At 68.8% G+C, this 14,434-nt stretch carries 10 protein-coding genes; 2 read left to right on the forward strand and 8 right to left on the reverse strand.

Going from position 1 to position 14,434, the window contains the following annotated elements; genetic code table 11:
* Positions 1 to 29 precede the first annotated feature (29 nt).
* The 4 genes from ABZ803_RS19075 to ABZ803_RS19090 form a co-directional block, all read right to left on the reverse strand.
* Entirely contained in the window at positions 30 to 1,712 is a 1,683-nt protein-coding gene (locus tag ABZ803_RS19075; protein ID WP_357039541.1) for a carboxylesterase family protein, read from the reverse strand.
* A gap of 301 nt (positions 1,713 to 2,013) precedes the next feature.
* The gene (locus ABZ803_RS19080) at positions 2,014 to 6,312 is read right to left on the reverse strand and encodes an aminotransferase class I/II-fold pyridoxal phosphate-dependent enzyme (RefSeq protein ID WP_357039543.1); all 4,299 of its coding nucleotides are present in this window, start codon (positions 6,310 to 6,312) and stop codon (positions 2,014 to 2,016) included.
* Complete coding sequence (locus tag ABZ803_RS19085) at positions 6,309 to 6,575, reverse strand: acyl carrier protein (RefSeq protein WP_062973413.1); 267 nt, start codon at positions 6,573 to 6,575, stop codon at positions 6,309 to 6,311. The genes ABZ803_RS19080 and ABZ803_RS19085 overlap by 4 nt, the downstream gene beginning before the upstream one ends.
* A 30-nt stretch (positions 6,576 to 6,605) precedes the next feature.
* Positions 6,606 to 8,273, reverse strand: coding sequence for a fatty acyl-AMP ligase (locus ABZ803_RS19090; RefSeq protein WP_357039546.1), 1,668 nt, complete (start codon positions 8,271 to 8,273; stop codon positions 6,606 to 6,608).
* Positions 8,274 to 8,564: 291 nt separating this feature from the next.
* Here ABZ803_RS19090 and ABZ803_RS19095 point away from each other — a divergent pair, with 291 nt between their 5' ends.
* The gene (locus ABZ803_RS19095; RefSeq protein WP_357039549.1) at positions 8,565 to 9,062 is read left to right on the forward strand and encodes a MarR family transcriptional regulator; all 498 of its coding nucleotides are present in this window, start codon (positions 8,565 to 8,567) and stop codon (positions 9,060 to 9,062) included.
* Positions 9,055 to 10,701, forward strand: coding sequence for an MDR family MFS transporter (locus tag ABZ803_RS19100; protein ID WP_357039552.1), 1,647 nt, complete (start codon positions 9,055 to 9,057; stop codon positions 10,699 to 10,701). The genes ABZ803_RS19095 and ABZ803_RS19100 overlap by 8 nt, the downstream gene beginning before the upstream one ends.
* Before the next feature lie 64 nt (positions 10,702 to 10,765).
* Here ABZ803_RS19100 and ABZ803_RS19105 read toward each other — a convergent pair whose 3' ends face one another.
* The 4 genes from ABZ803_RS19105 to ABZ803_RS19120 form a co-directional block, all read right to left on the reverse strand.
* Entirely contained in the window at positions 10,766 to 11,116 is a 351-nt protein-coding gene (locus tag ABZ803_RS19105; protein ID WP_040866199.1) for a hypothetical protein, read from the reverse strand.
* A gap of 90 nt (positions 11,117 to 11,206) precedes the next feature.
* Positions 11,207 to 11,617 carry a hypothetical protein gene (locus tag ABZ803_RS19110; RefSeq protein WP_357039556.1) on the reverse strand — a complete coding sequence of 137 codons (411 nt, stop codon included), beginning with the start codon at positions 11,615 to 11,617 and terminating at the stop codon, positions 11,207 to 11,209.
* 4 nt (positions 11,618 to 11,621) lie between these two features.
* Entirely contained in the window at positions 11,622 to 13,298 is a 1,677-nt protein-coding gene (locus ABZ803_RS19115) for a S8 family serine peptidase (RefSeq protein ID WP_357039559.1), read from the reverse strand.
* Positions 13,299 to 13,491: 193 nt separating this feature from the next.
* Complete coding sequence (locus ABZ803_RS19120; RefSeq protein ID WP_357039562.1) at positions 13,492 to 14,433, reverse strand: helix-turn-helix domain-containing protein; 942 nt, start codon at positions 14,431 to 14,433, stop codon at positions 13,492 to 13,494.
* Position 14,434: the final 1 nt, after the last annotated feature.

Here is a 14,434-nt window from a genome sequence, read left to right on the forward strand (position 1 = left end):
GCAGCGGCGGCGACACGCGTACGACAGGTTCAGCGGTCGCGTTCCGCCCAGAACGCACAGTCGTGCGTGGCGGCGAAATCCTCCGTCACGACGCTGCCGGTCGCCCGCATGATCAGAGCAGGTCCATCGGAGCTGTGCCCGGCCGACTCCGGCCAGGCGGGCCATTCGGGTGGACCCGGATCGTTGGGGTCACCGGTGTGGGCGAAGGTGGTCCACCAGCGTTGCATTCGCGCGGCGAAAGCGGCGGACGCACCCGTCCAGGGAATCGGGACGCCCATGAATCTGGTGAAAAGATAGAACAGCTCGGAGGAGTGAAAGGCCCCGGGCAGAACAGGATTGGCAGCACCGAGCGGCGCCTGATCGACTTCGTACTGCCACAGCGGATGTCCGGCCTCGCGCGCCGTCCGGCTGGTGAACAGCGCGGGACAGGCGAACCGGCTGTCGGTGATCACCGCGATCTGCGCGGCCGCCGGTGACGGATATCGGTCGAGCGGATAGCGGGCCAGGACTCGCTCGGCGTCGGCGCCGAAGGATTCGCGCACGTACCGTTCATAGCTCGCCGCGTCCGGGACGTGCCCGCGGGCGTAGTCGGTTTCGGCGACGCTCAGCGCGCCTTCCGCGCTGGTGGACCCGACGATGAGCGGCGTCTTCCTCGCGTCCCCCACCAAGGCCGCGTGGAGTGTCCGCGTGATGACGACGCCGTCGATGCTGGGCACCCAGACGGGAGTCTGTCCGTCGGCTTCGACGTTCGGCGCGTTCAGAAGTGCCGCTACGGGCAGGGCGCGCAGGCAGGCCAGCCGGGTCGCGGGATCCCCGCATCCGACGCGTTCGGCGTAGCGCCGCGAGCGCGCGAAGGCGTCCCCGGGATCGACGGGGGCCACGGGCGCTTGTGCGCAGGCGCCGCTCTGGATGATCGCTTTGGCGAACAGGGCCTCGGAGCCGGGTGCGGCGAAGTGGGTGCAGACACTCACGCCGCCTGCCGACTCACCGAAGATCGTGACATTGCCCGGATCGCCACCGAAAGCGGGCGCGTTGTCGCGCACCCACCGCAGAGCGGCCTGCTGGTCCTGGATGCCGACCGTTCCGGTGGCGCCACCGGATTCGGCGGTCAGTTCGGGCAGCGACATGAAGCCGAACGGACCGAGGCGGTAATTGGGAACGGCCACGATGACGTCGCCGTCGGCGACCATCCGGGTGGGTCCCTCGTATTCGCTGTTGGAGCCGTTGATATAGCCGCCACCGTAGAAGAACACCATGACGGGCAGCGGGCGATCGGGGGCGCGGTCCGGCGCGTATACGTCGATGGTCAGGCAATCTTCGCTGATCTGTCCGATCGGCGGCACGCCGGGCAAGTAGCCGTTCTGCGCGCACTGCGGCCCGTGCTCGCGCGCTGGGCGCACACCCGTCCACGGCGGAACGGGCCGCGGCGGCCCGAACCGCGCTGCGCCCGCGGTGGACGCGGCGAACGGGATGCCCAGGTATTCGACGACTCCGTCGGCGGCGTGGCCGGAGACCTCACCACCGGTCACGAGGACGCCGAGCGGCGCGGAGGCCGCCAAGGGCGGCGGAGTACCCGCGAAGCACACACCGGCGGCGACCGTCAGAGCGAGCGCGGTTCGCACGATCGAGCGAATCATGGTGTCCACTACCTCCGATGCGTCGCTACGGTCGGCGGCGAGGCAGGCGGCCTCGTCCACCGCGGTAGCCGGCATCGATCGGCTCGGCGGCACGGTGCACTATCGGATCGGGAGCCGACCGCCCGCACGCGACTGGAGCCGAAACGCCGCTGGAACCTTCATCCGGCAGATCACACGCCCGCGGCACCCGTCGATGACGTTCGAACCCCCACCCGCGGCGGCGGACACCCTGCTCGGCCCTCATCGTCCGCCCCACCCCGCCGAGTCGCCGCTGCGACCAGCGGCGATGGCACCTCGGGCTGATGCTACAGCGGTCCGGTGCGCGTGGCGGTACACGACGCAGCTGCCGCGAAGGCCACGCGCTGGTCACCGCGCGTCAGCTCTCGGCGAGCAAGGCCATTTCCTCGGCGAGGATCTTGATCGTCTCGCGGATCTGATCCTCGGTATGGCAGGCGGTGACGAAGAACCGCAGGCGCGCCAGATTCTCCGGCACCGCCGGGTACAGGATCGGGTTGACATTGATGCCCCGGCGCAGCAGTGCGTTCGACAGTCGCAGCGTCTTCGGTGAGTCGCCGACGATGCACGGGACGATCGGAGTGTCGTGGCTGTCGCCGGTGTCGATCCCCGCTTCCCGGGCCAGTCGCAGGAACAGCCGGGAGTTGCGGCGTAGCCGTTCCAGTGGTTCGGTCTCGGACCGCAACTGCCGGATCGCCGCGGCGGAGGCGGCCGCGTTCATCGGCGTCATGCCGACGCTGTAGACGAATCCGGGCGTCGTGTACTTCAGGAAGCGGATCAGCTCCGCGCTGCCCGCCACATACCCGCCGCACCCGGCGAGCGCCTTCGATGTCGTCCCGGACCACAGCTCGACATCGGCGCGATCCACGCCGAAGTATTCGCCGATCCCACCGCCGCCCGCGCCGAGCACCCCGACGCTGTGCGCCTCGTCGATCATCAACAGCGCCTTGTGCTTCTTCTTCACCGCGATGATCGCGGGCAGGTCCGGGATGTCGCCGTCCTGGCTGTAGACGCCCTCGATCAGGATCAGCACCCGCCGGTACCGGTGGCGGATCTCGGTGAGCAGCGCGTCGAGTGCGGCGTGGTCGTTGTGCGGGAACGGACGGCGGGTCGCGCCCGACAGCTTGCAGCCCTGCATGATGCTGTCGTGGGCGAGACTGTCGTGGATCACCAGGTCCTCCGGTCCGACCAGGTGTCCGATGATCGTGACGTTCGTGGAGTGGCCGCCGACCAGCGCGATGGCGTCCTCGGTGCCGAGCAGGGCCGCGAGTTCGGCCTCGAGTTCGCGGTGCACCGGCTTCTCACCGGACAGGATCCGGCTGGCCGAGCAGGAGCTGCCGTAGCGGGTCACCGCGTCCCGCACGGCGGCGGCGACCGCCGGATGACCGGACAGCCCCAGGTAGTTGTAGCTGGAGAAGTTGATCACCGGCGCACCGTCGATGACGGAGGTATCCCGCGTGACACCGTCGTTGATCAAGAAATAGGGATTGGACAACCCGAGCGCTTCGAGAGCGGAGACCCGGTCGGAAATCGCCTTGACCTCAGCGAAATCCGAGATCCGGTACTCCGGCTCGACCCCCGCGTGCCGTGGTTCGGGCGCCTCGGCCTTCATGGGCGCGGCGGCTTGCCGCGAGACGGGCGCGCCCCCCTGATTCGAGACCTGAGCGATCACATCACCGATCGTCGTTGCGGTGGTGAACCGGCTCGGGTCGATGGCCGCGCCGGGCAGCTTGCGCACGAGCGCGGCGATCAGGTCGGTGAGCATGAGCGAGTCGAATCCCAAGTCGTCGCCGATAGTTTGGGTATCGCGGAGCCGATCGACCGGGAAACCGCTCACCCTGGCGAACTCCGCGCGTACGACACCGGCGACGGCTTCCGGAGCGATCGACAGGTCCGTGGTCGTCTGCGTCGCGATCGGTTGCGGCGTGACCGTCTGCGTGACCGCCGCCGCGGCGGCCGCCTGTTGCGGAGCGCGCCCGGCGGACGGAACGCCCGCGAGACTCGCCAGCACGGCGTTCTGTTCACGGAAGAGGGCGATCAACTGGTCCATGGAGGTTTCCTCGGCTGGTGCGGAAGGCGCGGGGGTGGCGCTGGGTTCGAGCCAGAACCGCTGGTCGGTGCAGAATTCGTAACCGGGCAGCCGACGGCGGACGCGCTGCGCGGGTTCGTAGAGCCGGTCCCAGTCGGGATCGAATCCGTCGCGATACAGCGCGGCGACGGTGCCGGCCAGTTCGCCCCCGGTCGCGCCGGGCCCCGGGCTGGGCGTCAGGCAGCGCGCCGCCAGGTCCGGGCGGATCCTGCCGGCCTGCGCGGCGAGGACTCGGCGCGGCCCGAGCTCGACGATATGACTCGGCTCGGTGCCGAGGGCGGCCTCGATGGCCTCGCCGAAACGGACGGTGGCGCGGACGTGCTCGGTCCAGTACGCGGCGTCCATCGTCTCGGTCGCGTCGAGCAGGCGACCGCGCACCGTCGAGTACAGCGGCAGAGCCGGTGTCCGGTAGGTGCATTCGCGGGCGACGGATGCGAACGCCTCCAGCATGGGTTCCATCAGCGGACTGTGAAAGGCGTGGGACACGGTGAGCGCCTTCGCGCCCACCCCGCGCGCCGCGAGCGCCTCGTGTATCCGGGTGATCGCCGCGGCGGCGCCGGACAGCACGATCTCCTTCGGTCCGTTGACGGCGGCGATCGCGATCTCCGTCCGGTCGGCGAGCAGGTCCGCGACCTCGCTCACGTCCGCCCGCACGGCGAGCATGGCTCCGCCCGCGGGCAACCGCTGCATCAGCTCGCCTCGTGCGACGACGAGACGGCAGGCGTCGTCCAGATCGAACACTCCGGCCACCGCAGCGGCCGCGAACTCGCCGATGCTGTGCCCGATCACCCAGGCCGGACGGACGCCGAGGTCGGCGAGCGACTTCGCCAAGGCGTACTCCAGCGCGAAGATCGCCGGTTGCGCCAGATCGGTGCGGTCGATCCCGGTGTGCTCGTCGAGCACCAGCTCGCGCACCGAGCGACCGAGGTGGGCGGCCATGACCTGGTCGACCGCCGCCAAGGCGCGCCGGAACAGCGGAGCGGCCGCGTCCAGCATGCGAGCCATTCCCGGGAATTGCGAACCCTGCCCGGTGAACATCCAGCCGACGCTCAGCGGTCGCACCACTCCGGTATCCGCACCCTCGCGCAGCCGCGCGATCGCGGTGTCGCGATCCGCCGCGACGATCGCGAGCCGGGCACGACCGGACGATTTGACCTGGTTGCTCGTCCAGCACAATTGCGCGAATTGATCCGGCGGGCTGGAAGCCAGGGCATCGGCGAGCCGACGAGCGTTGCGCCGCAACCCTTCCGCGTCGTTCGCCGACACGGTGAGCACTCCCCCGCCGGACGCCGGTGCCGTTTCGGCCGCAGGTGCGCTGCCCAGCACGACATGGGCGTTCGTGCCGCCGATGCCGAAACTGCTGACTCCGCCGTAGCCGGGGCCTTCCAGCGGCATCGGATCGGTGAGCAGACGCAGACCCTGCTGTGTCATCCGCAACCGCGGATTCTCCTGGTCGGCGAACCGCGACGGCGGAACCACGCCGTGGTGCAAGCTGAGGGCGGCCTTGATCAAGCCCGCGACGCCCGCGGCGCCCTCGGTGTGGCCGAGATTGCCCTTGATCGACCCGATCCCGCAGGGGCGAAGCCTGTTTCGTCCGTGCAGTTGGCCCAGCGCTTTGACCTCGATCATGTCGCCGAGCACGGTTCCGGTGCCGTGTGCCTCGAGAAAATCCACCTGCTCGGGCCGCACGCCCGCGCGCTCACACGCCGCGCCGATCACCTGCTGCTGCGCCCACCGGTTCGGTGCCGTGATGCCGTTGCTGCGCCCGTCGGAATTGACGGCGCTGCCCTTGATCACCGCGTAGATCGGCAGACCCGCCGCCTGGGCGTCGGCGAGGCGGCGCAGCACCAGTACCGCGACGCCCTCGCCGCGCACGATGCCGTCGGCGTCGGCGCTGAACGGCTTGCATCGAGCGTCCGGCGCGGAGAGACCGGCCTGGGTGTAGAACACCCCGACGGCGGGCGTGAGCACCAGATTGACGCCACCGGCGAGCGCCTGATCGCATTCGCCGGAAGCCAGTGCGCCGCAGGCGAGGTGCACCGCGACCAGCGACGACGAGCAGGCCGTGTCGACCGCGACACTCGGTCCTTTCAGGTCGAACTGGTAGGACAGCCGGTTCGCGGTCATGAAGTACCCGTTGCCGGAGCCGTGCTGCGGCGTGATCGCGGCGTAGTCGCTCATCTGCAAGTTGGCCCATTCGTTGGCCATCACCCCGACGAAGACGCCGGTCCGCGAACCGGCCTCGCCGCGCGGGTCGAGCGTGGCGTCTTCGAAGGCCCGCCAGGTGGCTTGCAGCAGCAACCGCTGTTGCGGATCCATCGCCTCGGCTTCGCGCGGGGCGATGCCGAAGAAGTCGGCGTCGAACGCATCCGCGTCGTCCAGGAAGCCGCCGCTGCGGGTGTTGATCGTGCCGGGCGCACCGGCCGGGTCGTGGAAGTCGGCGGCGTTCCAGCGGCTCGACGGCACCTCGGAGATCGCGTCGCGTCCCTCGATCAGCAGCCGCCACAGCGCGGCCGGATCGGGTGCTTGGGGAAATCGGCAGTCGAGACCGACGATCGCGATATCGGTCATGCGGCGAGGGTGAATTCGGCGGCCAGGTAGGCGGCGATGTCGGCGATGGTGGGGTACTCGAAGACCAGCACCGGATCCACCTCGAGCGACCAGCGGTCCTCGATCTCACCGCACAGGCTCACCGCCGAGACGGAGTCCATGCCCAGCTCGGCGAGCGGGACGACGGGATCCACCTCGTGGGGCGCGCGTTCGGTGTAGTCCGCCACGCGCTCCACGAGCCAATCCTGGATGGTGGTCGGACGAGTGATCGTGCTGGTGAACATGTTTCGGCTCCTCGGCGGGTTTTCGATCGATCAGGCGGTCACGGACCGGCGCAGCGCCGGTTCGAGATTCTCGTGCAGGACACCCACGACGCGATCCTGGACAAACGCCTCCCGCATCGAGCTGCGTTGGACCTTGCCGCTGGTGGTGCGGTGCACCGACCTGGGTGGAATGAGAACGACGTTCGGCGCGGGTACGTCGAACCCGCGGGACACCGCGACCTTGATCACCGAGGTGAGTTCGGCGAGCGTGGTGTCGCCTTGCAGCGCCGTCTTGACGCCTTGCAGCACCACGAGTCGTTCCCGGCCGCCCGCGTCGACGGACACGGCTACGCCTGCACTGTCGGCGAACGCCGGATGCAGCCGGCGCACCAGCTCCTCGACGTCCTGGGGATAGACGTTGCGGCCGTTGATGATCAACAGATCCTTGAGGCGACCCGCGACGAACAGCTCGTTGTCACGAAGCAGGCCGAGATCACCGGTACGCAGGAACGGCCCCACGGTGCCGAGGCGCGCACCGAAGGTTTCGCGGGTCTCGTCGGGACGATTCCAATAACCGGCGGCGACGCTTTCGCCGCGAATCCAGATCTCCCCGACGGTGTTGTCCGCCAGTTGTTGCAGCGTGTGCGGGCAGACGATGCGAATGTCGAGACCAGGGGCCGCGGGTCCGCAGCCGACGAGCCGAGCGTCGCGACCCACATCGAGATAGACGGGTACCGAGGGCGTCGATGCCGCACTGGCGAGCAGTGTCACCTCGGCCAGGCCGTAGGCGGGCCGAAACGTCGTCGGCCGCCAACCCGCGAGTGCGAAACGTTCCAGCACCGCCGTCATGGTCTGCTCGCGGACCGGCTCCGCGCCGCTCAGCGCGATCTCGAGGGTGCTGAGATCGAGGTCGGCCAACTGCTCGTCGGTCACCCGGCGCGCGATGAGGTCATAGGCGAAATTCGGCGCTCCGGTGAATGTCGCGCGGTATTTGTCGATGGCCTGCAGCCAGCGCACCGGACGCTTGAGAAACGTCGTCGGTGCCATGAGCACCAGGTTCGCACCGGCATATACCGCCCCGAGCAGCATTCCGATCAGTCCCATGTCGTGGAAGTGCGGAATCCAACTGACGCCGGTACCGGCATCATTCATCCCGCCCTCGGCGATGGCGGCCTCGTTGTGCAGGAGATTGCCGTGCGTCACGACGACCCCTTTGGGGGTGCCGGTCGATCCCGACGTGTACTGCAGGAACGCGATCGTCCCCGAGTCGATGTCGGGCATCTGCCACGCGTCGGGGTCACCGAGGTGACCGTCGGTGGCAACTACGGCCGCGCGCGTGGCCGCCGCGACCAGCGGCTGGAAATGCGCTGTGGTGAGCACCAATCGGGCGCCGGAATCCGCGATCACATTCGCCACACGCCGGGCGCTGCCCGCATCGTGCGGGACCGGCGCCGGAACGGCCACGACCCCGGCGTACAGGCAACCGAGGAACACCCGCAGGAACGCCAGCCCGTCCTGATAGAGCAGCACGACCGGCTCCGTCGATTCCGGACGCGCTGCCAGCCAGGTCGCGACCGCCCGGGCGTCACGGTCGAGTTCGCGGTAGGTGACGACTTCCTCGCTGAGCCCTCGTCCGGCCTCACGCAGGTAGGTATAGGACCGGGTCTCCCCGTATTCGAAAATTTGCTGCCTTACGTGGTGAACGAAAGTCGGCTGCATCTCGTAGTTCCTCGATAGGGATCGGTTTCGGCGTCGGCTACTACTCTCCGACGTCGGTAACCGCAGGAACAGAGACCTTAGGGACCGTCCAGCAAACCCCGGGGGTGGCCCGTACCCACCCTGGGGTCGGTGGTCGCCCGCCGTTCCGCAATCCGATAGCTGCGAAGCTGCTACACCCTCCGCGGGTCACCCGCCCGGCACGGAGGAGGAGTCCGTGGACACTATTTGCTTAGCGCAAGCAACTACTATATAGTTGCATAGCGCAAGCAACTTATCTCGTCTGGAGCGGACATGGCAGTCTCACCCGATACGGCTCAGAGCCTGATCAAAGAGCTCTATCTGATGGGCCGGGCCATCCGTACCGTGCTCGCGCATCCGGAGGAGGGCCACTTGCTTCCGGGCGGCATCGGGGTGCTCGGCACCCTCGCGTCCAAGGGCCCGTGCAGACAGGTGGACCTCGCCGTGGACTTGTGCATCAGTCCGAGCGCACTGAGCAGGCACGTCACCGAACTCGTCGGCACGGGCTACATCAGCAGGCACGCCGATCCCACCGATGGGCGGGCCACCCTCATCCGGGTGACGGACGAGGGCCGGGATCTGTTGTACCGCGTCCGCGCTTCGCGGGCGCGGGGTTTGCAGAACGTCCTCGCGGACTGGAGCGAAGACGACGCCGAGGGCGCGTGCGTCGCCGTGCAAAAGCTCCGCAACGCACTGACCGCGCACGCACAGAGCAGTGCGGTGCACGCGCATCAGCCGGTTTCGAAAGAGAGTCAGGAAGTAGATGTCTAGTTCAGTCGAGTCGGTGACGCGACGCGACCCGTACGCGATGACCCACCGCGAGGTGCTGGAAGCGATGACCGGGCTGCTCGCGGCGCTGTTCACCGCCCTGCTCAGCACGACGATCGTCGCCACCGCGCTGCCCACCATCATCGGCGACCTACAGGGATCGCAGACCGCCTACGCCTGGGTCATCACCTCGGCGCTGCTGGCGAACGCGGCCTCCACGCCGATCTGGGGTAAGTTCGCCGACCTGTTCAACAAGAAGGCGCTGGTCCAATCGGCCATCGTCATCTTCGTCGTCGGCTCCGTGATCGCCGGATTCGCGGGCAACGTCCCCGTACTGCTGGTCGCGCGCGTCGTCCAGGGCATCGGCATGGGCGGGCTGACCGCGCTCGTCGTCGCGATCATCGGCTCCATCGTCGCGCCGCGCGAACGCGGGCGCTACTCCGGGTACATGGGCGCCGTGATGGCGGTCTCGATGTCCGGCGGCCCCGTCCTCGGCGGTGTCATCGTCGACAGCCCGCTGGGCTGGCGCTGGTGCTTCTTCGTGTGCGTGCCGTTGGCCGTGATCGCGCTGGCGCTCTTGCAGCGGACCCTGCGACTGCCCACCGAGCGCAAAGAGGGGGTGTCGATCGACTGGCTCGGCGCCGCATTGCTGACCGGCGGTGTCTCGGTGCTGCTCATCTGGGTGTCGTTCGCCGGAAAGGCCGGGTACTACGACTGGATCTCGCGGGAATCGGCGATCTATGTCGCTTCCGGCGTGTTGCTGCTGCTCGCGACCGTGTGGGTCGAGTCCCGCGCCGAGTCGCCGATCATCCCGCTGCCGATCGTCACCGAACGCACCACGGGCCTGGCGATCATCGCCTCCATCGCCGTCGGCGTCGGCATGTTCGGCGCGACCACCTTCCTGGGCCAGTACTTCCAGACCGCGCGCGGCTACTCCCCCACCGCGGCGGGCGTGCTGACCATCCCGCTCGTCGCGGGCATGCTGATCGCCTCCGTCGGCTCCGGCCAGTTGATCACCCGGCGCGGCAAGTGGAAGGGTTTCGTGGTCGCGGGCGCCGCCCTGCTGGTTTTCGGATTCGCGCTGCTGTCGACGATCGACCACGCGACGAGCCTGTGGCTGGTCGGCGGGTACATCACCGTCGTGGGGTTCGGCGTCGGCATGATGATGCAGAACCTGGTCCTGGCCGTGCAGAACACGGTGAGCGTGCACAACATCGGCGCGGCGTCGAGCAGTGTCGCCTTCTTCCGCACCTTCGGTGGCGCCATCGGGGTCTCGGTGCTCGGTTCGGTCCTGGCCACCCGGGTCGGCGAGCTGTCCGCGGAGGGCTTCGCCCGGCTCGGCATCCAGACCAAGTCCTCCGGCGGCAGCAATCTGGATCTCGGCGCCCTGCCCGCGCCCATCGCGACCATCGTGCGCGCCGCCTACGGCGACGCGACCGGGCGGATCTTCCTCATCGCCGCGGGCGCCACGGTCGTCGCGCTCATCGCGGCGGCGCTGCTGCCCAACCGCCCGCTGCGTCGCACGATCGACATCGATCCCGCTCTCGACCCGATGCAGGCCGACGCACACCCGGCGGCCCGGCCCGAGTCCGGGGGCGCCGCGAAGCAGGACGGCGCCAGACAACCGGCTCTGCTCGACTGAGCCACCGATTCATCCGCAGAGCCCCGAAGCCATCGGGGCTCTGCCCGTCTGCCGGGTGACGTGATCAGTACGGCGGACGCTCGGCAGAGCGCAGATCCACGGTCGTCGCCGAGGTCAGGGCCACGGCCAGGCAGCGCAACTCACCGGGAATCAACACCGATCGGATCGCCCCCTGGAAACACTCGAGCACGGCGCCGTCGGGCCACCGCACGTCGTAGCGGTACCAGCATCGGCCCCCGCCTCCGGCGCGCTGGATGTCGCGCTCGACCCGGACGGCCAGTTCGCTGAGCGCGGCACGAACCTGCCCCGGCGCGCCGGTGCTCGCGATCTTCCACCACGGCCGATTGAAGTAACCTGGCTCGGAGATCTCGACCAGGTAGAGCAACGGCATCCCCACGACGTCGGAGGCGGTCATACCGCTCAGAGTGCCGCAAAACGGACTGGACGGATGGGTGAAACGCCGGAGGTGTATCAATGCGAGACCGACTTCCGGGCGCCGACCGCATCACGGCCCCAGGCGGTCCAGCAGCCAGTTCGGCCCCACCGTCGCCGCCCCCGCGGCCGCCACGCGGGCCCGCAGTCCGCGGTCGGCCGTCACCACCGTGATCGAACGGCTGCTATCTTCCGCCCGAGCCGCGGCGACCACGCCGACGATCGCGTCGTCGCCCGAGCCCTCCGCACGCACCACCCGCACGCCGCCGAATCCCGGATCCGCCGCCGCGTCGACCGCCGCCTTCGCCGCGCCCTCGAGCACCACGATCACCTCGGCGGGCTCGGTCGGCCACGCCCACGCTCCGGTCATCCGCTCGAGCAATCGCCGGGCCGCGCCGGCCCGATCGCGCCACCACCCGTCGGGCCGTGCACCGACGACGTTCGCGGCGTCCACCACGATCAGCTGAACACCGTCGGCCGCCACCGCCTCAGTCTCCCGCGACGGTGACCACCGCACCGGCAGCGGACTCGGTCTCGGCGGGCCGAGCCGCCCGCACGGCGGCGAGCGCGTTCAGCCTGCCGTATCCGTACTTGTCGCTGTGCCCGTCCGCCCCGTACCCGCCGCCCTGCGGATCGATCTTGTCGCAGGCGTCTTTCAGCAGGTTCTTCACCTCCTCCGAGGTCAGGGCCGGATTCACCGACAGCATCAACGCCACTGTTCCCGCGGCGCCCGGGCACGCGCTGGAGGTTCCGCCGAAGTCGTTGGTGTAGTCACCCGCCGCGTCGCCGGCCGCCACCGTGCCGGGGTTGTAGCCGTTCGCTCCGTGCCGATCCACCGTCCAGATCCCAGGCGTGAGGGGGTCGGGATGGCCGAAGGGCCGGTGCCCGAAGTCGCTGCTGGGAAACGCGCACCACACCGCTTTGCCGAAGTCGCTGTAGACACTGCGTTTGCCGGTGTCGTTGCATGCCGCGACCGCGATCACCTTCGCGAAACCGGCGTAGCCGTCGTTGTCGACGGATTCGTTGCCGTTGCCCGCCGCGAACAGCACTACACAGCCCTTGCCGCCGCGTCCGCTGGTGACGGCGTATTCGATCGCCAGCCTGGTACTCGCCGGCAGCGCCACAACCCGGTTGTGCGCCGGATCGCTCGGCTGGAACCACCTGCCGTCGGCCGGGCCCCAGCTGCACGAGATGACGTCGGCGCCGTGATCGGCGGCCCAGCCGAACGCGTCGGCCTCCGCCTGCGATCCGAGCCCTGAGGCGAGCCGGATCGGCATCAGCGCGGCCTCCGGCGCCACTCCGGAGGCTCCGGCCGTGCCGTTGGCGCACGCCACGCCCGCACACGCGGTGCCATGGTTGTCGCCGTTGTCGGGACCGGTGCCGAAGGAGTCCTTCGGGCGCGGATCATCGGTCTTCGCCGTGACATCCCGTGGCGCGACGATCTTCGCGGCACCCGCGAACTCGGGATGGTCGATGTCGACACCGTCGTCGATCACGGCGATCGTCACCCCCGCCCCGCGGGTGAGGGCATGCGCGGCTTCCACCGCCGCGTGCGCGTCGATCGTGACACCGCCGATGGTGGTCTTCTTCAGATGCCACTGCTGCGGGAAGATCGTCTTCCTGGCCCGGTGCCGGATCAGCTCCGGATGGCAGTACTCGACGTCGTCGCGATTCAGCAGGGCGGTGGCGATGTCGAAGACCCGCTGGCCGGTGCCCTCGGGCGCCGCCGTGAAGTAGGCGTTGGTGGCGTACGAAACCACCTGCTTCACAGTGAGATTCGCCGCGGCCAGGACGGCGAGGCAATGTTCGCGGTCGACGTGGTCGACGAACTTCACGAAGATGTTCTCGGTATAGAGCACCGGCTCCCCGGTCACCGGGTCCACCAGCACATGTCCGGCGAAGCGCACCTCCGGCGCGGCCTCCAGCGCCGGCGTGCGTTCCTCCACCGATCTCGACCCCGCGGGCAGGCGATAGACCTCGACTCCTGCCTCCGGGTAGGCCTGCACCAGTGTCGCGTCGTCGAGTTCACCGCTCAGCGGTGTGCGCACCGACCCCGATTGCCGCCGGATCCCACGACCGGTGTGCGTGCGCACCACGATCAGATCGGGACTCTGCTCCAGCTCGAAACCAGGATCGTCCTTCGTACCGAAATTGGCGGTTGGCACCATGATCTCCTCAGCCGTGGGGACCCGAGCACCAACTATGAACTACATTCCGGCGAACGACGAAATATGAGCCGCCGACCCGCCAACTGTGCGACCGGGGTCGCGAGCCACCTCGACGGGATGACCGGAGACCAGGGGTCTCGCCGTGGATTCGGATTCGAATCCACGGCGAGAGAGCGGCCCGCGAGGATGATCAGCGGAAGGCCCGCCGGTACGCCTGCGGCGTGATCCCCACGGTCTTGCGGAAGACCTTCCGGAACGCGGCCACCGAGGCGAATCCCGTTTGGTCGGTGATGCACTCCATCGTGAGGATGGTCGTCTCGAGCAGCACCTGGGCCTTGCGCACCCGGACGGTCTGGAGCCACTCGTTCGGCGTCATCCGGACCTGCTCGTGGAAGCGCCGGATCAGCGTGCGCTTGCTGACCCCGGCTCGCTCCGCGAGATCCAGCACGGTGATCTTCTCACCGAGCATCGCTTCCGCCCATTCCAAGGTGGGATTGAGCGACATGCTGTCCGCCTCCGAGCGCGGACGTTCCGCGATGAACTGCGCCTGTCCCCCGTCGCGGGTCAGTGGCATCACCGAGAGCCGGGCGGTATCGGCCGCCACGGCGGTCCCGTAATCCATCCGGACCATATGGAGGCACAGATCCAACCCCGCCGCGGCCCCCGCCGAAGTCAGGATGCTCCCGTTGTCGACATACAGCACCGTGGGATCCACGCGCACCCGCGGATAGCTCCTCGACAATTCGGTGGCGGCCATCCAATGCGTTGTCGCCCGCCTTCCGTCGAGCAACCCGACCGAGGCGAGGGTGAACGCGCCGAGACAGATCGATGCCACCCGCGCCCCCCGCTCGTGCGCCCGCACCAATGCCTTTCGCAACCGCTCCGATGGCCGAGACCGGTAGCTCATCGCTCCCGGAACGATGATGGTTCCGGCCTCCTCCTCGAGATATTCGATGTCACCGAGACACGAGATTTCGAAAAACTTCGACGGGACGTCGGAGTTCACCCCGCAGACATGGACCTCGTACGCCGGAGTTCCGTCCTCCTGCTGGGCCCGCCCGAAGATTTCCAGCGGCACCGCGAGATCGAACGGAATCACGTCGTCCACCGCCAGAACAGCCAATGATCTCATG

The organism is Nocardia sp. NPDC047648 (assembly GCF_040642815.1).
GTDB classification, from domain to species: domain Bacteria; phylum Actinomycetota; class Actinomycetes; order Mycobacteriales; family Mycobacteriaceae; genus Nocardia; species Nocardia gamkensis.

Excerpts from the sequence above, each read along its gene's own strand:
- ABZ803_RS19105 (WP_040866199.1), bottom strand. The coding sequence starts at position 11,116 with ATGACCGCCTCCGACGTCGTGGGGATGCCGTTGCTCTACCTGGTCGAG.
- ABZ803_RS19075 (WP_357039541.1), bottom strand. The coding sequence starts at position 1,712 with ATGCCGGCTACCGCGGTGGACGAGGCCGCCTGCCTCGCCGCCGACCGT.
- ABZ803_RS19120 (WP_357039562.1), bottom strand. The coding sequence starts at position 14,433 with ATGAGATCATTGGCTGTTCTGGCGGTGGACGACGTGATTCCGTTCGAT.
- ABZ803_RS19095 (WP_357039549.1), top strand. The coding sequence starts at position 8,565 with ATGGCAGTCTCACCCGATACGGCTCAGAGCCTGATCAAAGAGCTCTAT.
- ABZ803_RS19085 (WP_062973413.1), bottom strand. The coding sequence starts at position 6,575 with ATGTTCACCAGCACGATCACTCGTCCGACCACCATCCAGGATTGGCTC.
- ABZ803_RS19100 (WP_357039552.1), top strand. The coding sequence starts at position 9,055 with ATGTCTAGTTCAGTCGAGTCGGTGACGCGACGCGACCCGTACGCGATG.
- ABZ803_RS19090 (WP_357039546.1), bottom strand. The coding sequence starts at position 8,273 with ATGCAGCCGACTTTCGTTCACCACGTAAGGCAGCAAATTTTCGAATAC.
- ABZ803_RS19080 (WP_357039543.1), bottom strand. The coding sequence starts at position 6,312 with ATGACCGATATCGCGATCGTCGGTCTCGACTGCCGATTTCCCCAAGCA.